Source organism: Streptomyces sp. B1866 (assembly GCF_031932565.1).
Taxonomy (GTDB): Bacteria; Actinomycetota; Actinomycetes; order Streptomycetales; family Streptomycetaceae; genus Streptomyces.
This window is the reverse complement of the sequence record NZ_JAVSCF010000320.1, coordinates 1-6402: the sequence shown is the minus strand read 5'-3', so window position 1 is coordinate 6402 and position 6402 is coordinate 1. Positions and strand designations below refer to the sequence as shown.

The 6402-nt window shown below is 74.4% G+C and carries 7 protein-coding genes; all 7 read left to right on the top strand.

What is annotated here, in order from left to right; translation table 11 throughout:
- On the top strand, positions 1-539 hold a 539-nt coding region (locus tag RKE29_RS26990; protein ID WP_312008279.1), incomplete at its 5' end, for a DUF5941 domain-containing protein.
- The gene (locus RKE29_RS26985; RefSeq protein ID WP_312008277.1) at positions 536-1285 is read left to right on the top strand and encodes a phosphocholine cytidylyltransferase family protein; all 750 of its coding nucleotides are present in this window, start codon (positions 536-538) and stop codon (positions 1283-1285) included. The genes RKE29_RS26990 and RKE29_RS26985, both read left to right, overlap by 4 nt.
- A complete protein-coding gene (locus RKE29_RS26980; RefSeq protein ID WP_312008276.1) occupies positions 1273-2334 on the top strand; it encodes an iron-containing alcohol dehydrogenase family protein in 1062 nt (353 codons plus the stop codon). The genes RKE29_RS26985 and RKE29_RS26980 overlap by 13 nt, the downstream gene beginning before the upstream one ends.
- A gap of 61 nt (positions 2335-2395) precedes the next feature.
- A complete protein-coding gene (locus tag RKE29_RS26975; RefSeq protein ID WP_312008275.1) occupies positions 2396-3166 on the top strand; it encodes a CDP-alcohol phosphatidyltransferase family protein in 771 nt (256 codons plus the stop codon).
- On the top strand, positions 3163-4059 hold the full coding sequence (locus RKE29_RS26970; protein ID WP_312008274.1) for a glycosyltransferase: 897 nt from the start codon (positions 3163-3165) through the stop codon (positions 4057-4059). The genes RKE29_RS26975 and RKE29_RS26970 overlap by 4 nt, the downstream gene beginning before the upstream one ends.
- An 82-nt stretch (positions 4060-4141) precedes the next feature.
- The gene (locus RKE29_RS26965) at positions 4142-5080 is read left to right on the top strand and encodes an ABC transporter permease (RefSeq protein WP_312008273.1); all 939 of its coding nucleotides are present in this window, start codon (positions 4142-4144) and stop codon (positions 5078-5080) included.
- The gene (locus RKE29_RS26960; protein WP_312008272.1) at positions 5073-5882 is read left to right on the top strand and encodes an ABC transporter ATP-binding protein; all 810 of its coding nucleotides are present in this window, start codon (positions 5073-5075) and stop codon (positions 5880-5882) included. The genes RKE29_RS26965 and RKE29_RS26960 overlap by 8 nt, the downstream gene beginning before the upstream one ends.
- The last annotated feature ends 520 nt before the right edge of the window (positions 5883-6402 follow it).

The window sequence follows — 6402 nt, the reverse complement described above, 5'->3', positions numbered from 1 at the left end:
CCGCGGCCGCGCTGCTCGGCGCCGCCCTGACCGCGGCCACCGCGCTGCGCGCCCCGGCCGGCGGCCCGTGGCCGGTGCTCGCCGCCCTCGGCTACGCCCTCCTGGCGGGCCTGGCCACGGCCGGCCCGCCCACCGGGCCGCTGGACTGGCTGGTGCCGCCGCTGCTGCGGGCGGGGGAGTACGCCGCGGTCCTGGCGATAGCGGCGCGTACCGGGGTGAGCGGGGCCCTGCCCGCCGCCTTCGGGTTCGTGGCAGCCGCCGCGTACCACCACTACGACACCGTCTACCGCGTCCGCGGCGGCCTCCCCGCGCCCTCCCGGCGCCTGGCCTGGGCGGCCGGCGGACCGGAGGGCCGCACCCTGGCGGTCGCGGCCGCCGCCGCCCTCACCCACGGCCGCGGCCCCGCCTTCCCCCTCGCCCTGACGGCTCTCGCCGGGGCCCTCACGCTCACGGTGCTGGCCGAGAGCGTCCGCTTCTGGGCGTCCCCGGCGACGCCCCGCGCACTCGACGAATCAGACGAATCAGGAGAACCCGCATGATCGGCCTCGTGCTGGCAGCAGGCGCGGGACGGCGCCTGCGCCCCTACACGGACACCCTCCCCAAGGCCCTGGTGCCGCTGGATCCGGACGGCGCGGGCAGCGTCACCGTGCTCGACCTCACCCTGCGCAACTTCGCGCGGGTCGGCCTGACCGAGGCCGCGATCGTCGTCGGCTACCGCAAGGAGGCCGTATACGAGCGCAAGGCGGCCCTGGAGCGCCGGCACGGCGTGCGGCTGACCCTGGTCGACAACGACAAGGCCGAGGAGTGGAACAACGCCTACTCCCTGTGGTGCGCCCGCGACCTGCTGCCCCGGGGCGTGATCCTCGCCAACGGCGACACGGTCCACCCCGACTCCGTCGAGCGCACCCTGCTCGCCGCGCGCGGCGAGGGCCGGCGGATCATCCTCGCCCTCGACGCGGCCAAGAAGCTCGGCGAGGAGGAGATGAAGGTGCGCACCGAGCCCGGCCGCGGTGTGCGCCGGATCACCAAGCTGATGGACCCGGCCGACGCCACCGGCGAGTACATCGGCGTCACCCTCGTCGAACCGGAGGCCGCCGCGGACCTCGCGGACGCGCTGCGCGCCACCTACGAGCGCGACCCGGGCCTGTACTACGAGGACGGCTACCAGGAGCTGGTCGACCGCGGCCTCCCGGTCGACACCGCGCCGATCGGCGACGTCGCCTGGGTGGAGATCGACGACCACGAGGACCTGGCGCGCGGGCGGGAGATCGCATGCCGGTGCTGACCCGCCTCATCCCGTCCCCGGTCGTCGTGGTCATCGGCGCCGGCGCGCTGGACGGCCTGGCGGGGCTGCTGGCCGACCAGCGGGTCTCCAGCTCCGGCAAGCTCGCCATCGCCATCAGCGGCGGCTCCGGCCTCCGGCTGCGCGACCGCTTCGCCGCCGAGCTGCCCGGCGCCGACTGGTACCCCGTCGAGGGCGGCACCCTGGACACCGCCGTCCGGCTCGCCGACGCGATGCGCGGCAAGCGGTACGAGGCGGTGGTCGGCCTGGGCGGCGGCAAGATCATCGACGTGACGAAGTACGCGGCGGCCCGGGTGGGCCTGCCGATGGTCGCCGTCGCCACGAACCTCTCGCACGACGGGATCTGCTCGCCGGTGTCCACGCTGGACAACGACAACGGCCGCGGCTCCTACGGCGTGCCCTCGCCGATCGCCCTGGTCATCGACCTCGACGTGATCCGCGAGGCGCCGATCCGGTACGTACGCTCCGGCATCGGGGACGCCGTCTCCAACCTCTCCGCCGTGGCCGACTGGGAGCTGTCCCACCACAAGACCGGCGAGCCCATCGACGGCCTGGCCGCCGCCATGGCCCGCACCGCGGGCGAGTCCGTGCTGCGCCACCCCGGCGGCTGCGGCGACGACGACTTCCTCACCGTGCTGTCCGAGGGCCTGGTGCTCACCGGCATCGCCATGTCGATCAGCGGCGACAGCCGCCCGGCCTCCGGCGCCTGCCACGAGATCTGCCACGCCTTCGACCTGCTCTACCCCCGGCGCGCCGCGGCGCACGGCGAGCAGGTCGGCCTCGGCGCCGCCTTCGCCATACACCTGCGCGGCGCGTACGACGCGTGCGCGCTGATGGCCGAGGTGCTGCGGCGGCACGGCCTGCCCGTGCTGGCGCACGAGATCGGATTCAGCGAGGAGGAGTTCGTCCGGGCCGTGCAGTTCGCGCCGCAGACCCGGCCCGGCCGCTACACGATCCTCGAACACCTGGCCCTGCCCACCGACGCGATCAGGGACGCCTACGCCGACTATGCCAAAACCGTCACTAGCTGAACCGTCAGGAGCCCGGCCGGACGGGACCGCCCCGGCCGGGGCCGCACGGCCCCGGCCGACCGTGGCCGAGCTGCGGCCGGTCGTGCACCCCGCGGGCGTACGCGACCGGCGCAGCGGCGAGCACTGGGCCGGGCGGCTGTACATGCGGGAGGTGTCGCTGCGCTGCGACCGGTACCTGGTGGGCACCCGGATCACCGCCAACCAGCTCACCGGCCTGATGATCGCCGCCGGCGTGCTGGCCGGCGCGGCGCTGCTGGTGCCCGGCCCGGCCGGCGCGCTGCTCGGCGCCGCCCTGGTCCAGGTCTACCTGCTGCTGGACTGCGTCGACGGCGAGGTGGCGCGCTGGCGCCGGCAGACCTCGGTCACCGGCGTCTACCTCGACCGGGTCGGCCACTACCTGGCCGAGGCGGCCCTGCTCACCGGCTTCGGCCTGCGCGCCGCCGACGTCTGGCACCGCGCGGGCCCCGCCGCGCGGTGGGAGTGGGCGTTCCTCGGCGCGCTGGCCGCGCTCGGCGCGATCCTGATCAAGGCCGAAACCGACCTGGTGGACGTGGCGCGGGCCCGTAGCGGCCTGCCGCCCGTAGCCGACGCCGCGGCCGTGCCCCGCTCCCGGCGCCTGGCGCTGGCCCGCCGGGCCGCGGCCGCGCTGAAGGTCCACCGGCTGGTCGGCGCGGTGGAGGCGTCGCTGCTCGTCCTGGCCGCCGCCGCGGCCGACGGGCCGCGCGGCGACCTGGCGGCCACCCGGCTCGGCGTGGCCGTGCTGGCCGCCGTCGCGGTCGCGCAGACCGCGGCGCACCTGGTGTCCGTCCTGGCGTCGAGCAGGCTGACGTGACCGCCGCCGCCCTGCGCCTGGGCGCGGTGGTGCTCACCATGGGCGACCGCCCGGCCCAGCTGCGTGCCCTGCTGGAGACGATCGGCAAGCAGGACGGCGACCCGGTGGAGGTCGTGGTCGTCGGCAACGGCACCCCGCTGCCGACGCTGACCGGCTTCCCCATGCCGGTGCGCACCGTGGAGCTGCCGGAGAACGTCGGCATCCCGGCCGGGCGCAACGCCGGCGTCGCCGCCTTCGGGCCCGGCGGCCGGGAGGTCGACGCCCTGCTGTTCCTGGACGACGACGGGCTGCTGCCCAACACCGACACCGCCGAGCGGTGCCGGGCCGCCTTCGCCGCCGACCCGCGCCTGGGCATCATCAGCTTCCGCATCGCCGACCCGGAGACCGGGGCCACCCAGCGCCGCCACGTGCCCCGGCTGCGCGCCTCCGACCCGCTGCGCTCCTCGCGGGTGACCACCTTCCTCGGCGGCGCGAACGCGGTGCGCACCGCCGTCTTCCGGCAGGTCGGCGGCCTGCCGGACGCCTTCTTCTACGCCCACGAGGAGACCGACCTGGCCTGGCGGGCGCTGGACGCGGGCTGGATGATCGACTACCGGTCGGATCTGGTGCTGCACCACCCGGCCACCGCGCCCAGCCGGCACGCGATCTACCACCGCATGGTCGCCCGCAACCGGGTCTGGCTGGCCCGCCGCAACCTCCCCGGCCCCCTCGTCCCCGTCTATCCCGGCGTCTGGCTGCTGCTCACCCTGGCCAGGCGCCCGTCCCGCACCGCCCTGCGCGCCTGGTTCGGCGGCTTCCGCGAAGGCTGGAACACGCCCTGTGGTCCCCGCAGCCCCATGAAGTGGCGTACGGTATGGCGCCTGACCCGACTGGGCCGGCCTCCCGTCATCTGACAAGCTCGGATCGACAAGCGCCGAGCGCGATCCGGCCACGGCGGCGCAGCGCATTTCGAGGACGAAGACGAAAGTGTCAACTGTGAGCGAGACTACGCACGACGGTGCGGTCGCCATGAGTGCCCCGCCATCGCCCGACGACGGGCTGACCCCCGCCGAGCTGGCGGCCAAGTACGGCCTGTCGGTGAGCGGAGCCCGGGTGGGCCTCGGCGCGTACATCCGGCAGCTGTGGGAGCGGCGCCACTTCATCCTGGCCTTCTCGCAGGCCAAGCTCACCGCCCAGTACAGCCAGGCGAAGCTCGGCCAGGTGTGGCAGGTGGCGACGCCGCTGCTCAACGCGCTCGTGTACTTCCTCATCTTCGGCCTGCTGATGAACGGCCGCGGGGACATGCCCAATGACATGTACATCCCGTTCCTGGTGACCGGGATCTTCGTCTTCACCTTCACCCAGAGCTCGGCGCTGGCCGGGGTGCGGGCGATCTCCGGGAACCTGGGCCTGGTGCGCGCCCTGCACTTCCCGCGCGCCGCGCTGCCCGTCTCCTTCGCGCTCCAGCAGCTCCAGCAGCTGCTCTTCTCCATGATCGTGCTGGTGATCGTGCTCGCGGGCTTCGGGCACTTCCCGAGCATGGCCTGGCTGATGGTGATCCCCGCGCTGACGCTCCAGTTCGCCTTCAACACCGGCCTGTCGCTGATCATGGCCCGGATGGGCAGCAACACGCCGGACCTGGCGCAGCTCATGCCCTTCCTGCTGCGCACCTGGATGTACACCTCGGGTGTCATGTACAGCATCCGCGGCATGCTCGACAAGCACCCCGAGGCGCCGGTCTGGCTGGACGACGTGCTGCTGGCCAACCCGGCGTCGGTCTACATCGACCTGATGCGCTACGCCCTGATCGACGACTACCCGGCGTCGAGCCTGCCGGACCACGTCTGGCTGCTCGCGCTCGGCTGGTCCGTGCTGGCGGCCGTCGGCGGCTTCGTGTACTTCTGGAAGGCGGAGGAGAGTTACGGCCGTGGCTGAGCAGACCATCGTCAAGCCCGCCCAGCAGACCGCACCGGCGGGCTCGCGGGTGCCCACCGTCATCGCCGACGACGTGCACATCGTCTACCGGGTCAACGGCGGCTCGCGGGGCAGGGGCAGCGCCACCGCGGCGCTGTCCCGCATACTGCGCCGCCGCAACCCGCCCGGTCTGCGCGAGGTGCACGCCGTAAGGGGCGTGAGCTTCGTGGCGTACCGCGGCGAGGCCATCGGCCTTATCGGCTCCAACGGCTCCGGCAAGTCCACCCTGCTGCGGGCCATCGCCGGGCTGCTGCCGCCCGAGCGCGGCAAGGTCTACACCGACGGGCAGCCCTCGCTGCTCGGGGTGAACGCGGCGCTGATGAACGACCTGACCGGTGAGCGGAACGTGATCCTCGGCGGGCTTGCCATGGGCATGTCCCGGGAGCAGGTCCGCGCCCGCTACCAGGAGATCGTGGACTTCTCGGGTATCAACGAGAAGGGCGACTTCATCACGCTGCCCATGCGCACCTATTCCTCCGGCATGGCGGCCCGGCTGCGCTTCTCCATCGCGGCGGCCAAGGACCACGACGTGCTGATGATCGACGAGGCGCTGGCCACCGGCGACCGGAAGTTCCAGAAGCGCTCGGAGGACCGCATCCGCGAGCTGCGCAAGCAGGCCGGCACCGTCTTCCTGGTCAGCCACAACAACAAGTCCATCCGGGACACCTGCGACCGGGTGCTGTGGCTGGAGAAGGGCGAGCTGCTGATGGACGGCCCCACCGACGAGGTCATCAAGGCCTACGAGAAGGAGACCGGCAAGTAGGCCCCCGGCGGTCCGCCGCCGCCCGCCGCGCACTCCCGCGGCCGCCCCGCGTGGGCGGCCGCGCGGGTTTTTCGAACGCTCCGCGAAGCGGGGAATCGGGGGCGCGTCCCAGGCGTTCACTCCTTGCGCAGGGGTCGGCGCGCGCTGGGAGGGCTTCGCGGGTGGGGGACACGGGCGACACGGGGGCAGGCCGGCGAGGCGCCGCGGGGCGCGAGGGTCCGCCGGGCGGCAGCGGGCACGCGGAGCCGGTCTCCGGCGCCCGGCAGGTCTTCGCACGGCCCGGCGGGCCGGTGCCCGGCCCCCGGCGCCCTGGCGAGGGCGGCGGGCCCGGACGGCTCGACCGTCCACCGCGTCCTCCGCACCGAGGGCCTTGCGGACGGCTTCGTCCACGAGGGCCGCTCACCGCACGCGTGCCCGGCTCTCAGCGCACGCGGTCCCGGCCGGGCGGGCCGTCCTCGGGTACCTCTCCCGGCGGCCCGGTGCAGGCCGCCGTGCCGCGCCAGCCGGTGCCCGCGGCCGG